Genomic DNA, 253 nt, shown 5'->3' with positions numbered 1-253 from the left:
AGTCTGAGCCTGGTAAACAGGTTTTAAATCGTTCATGAATTCTTTCTGATTTTTGGACGCCACATACTTCATTGAATTGCGAATTTGATGCACCACACACAGCTGCACTTCCGTATCAGGGTAAATACTGGCGATGGCTTCAGGAAAACCTGTCAGGCCATCGACACTGGCTATCAGAATGTCTTTGACACCACGGTTATGTAAGTCGGTGAGTACAGAAAGCCAGTAGTTTGCGCCTTCACTTTCTGACAGG

General features: G+C 45.1%; 1 protein-coding gene. It reads right to left on the bottom strand.

What is annotated here, in order from left to right; genetic code table 11:
• Positions 1–253, bottom strand: a 253-nt coding sequence (locus tag H8792_RS12520; RefSeq protein ID WP_185979589.1) for a transposase, incomplete at both ends; no start/stop codon positions are given.

Origin of the sequence: Thiomicrorhabdus heinhorstiae, from assembly GCF_013391765.2 — a bacterium.
In the GTDB taxonomy this organism is placed as follows: Bacteria; Pseudomonadota; Gammaproteobacteria; order Thiomicrospirales; family Thiomicrospiraceae; genus Thiomicrorhabdus; species Thiomicrorhabdus heinhorstiae.
Note: the sequence above shows the minus strand (reverse complement) of the source record. Positions and strands in the feature narration are given on the sequence as shown.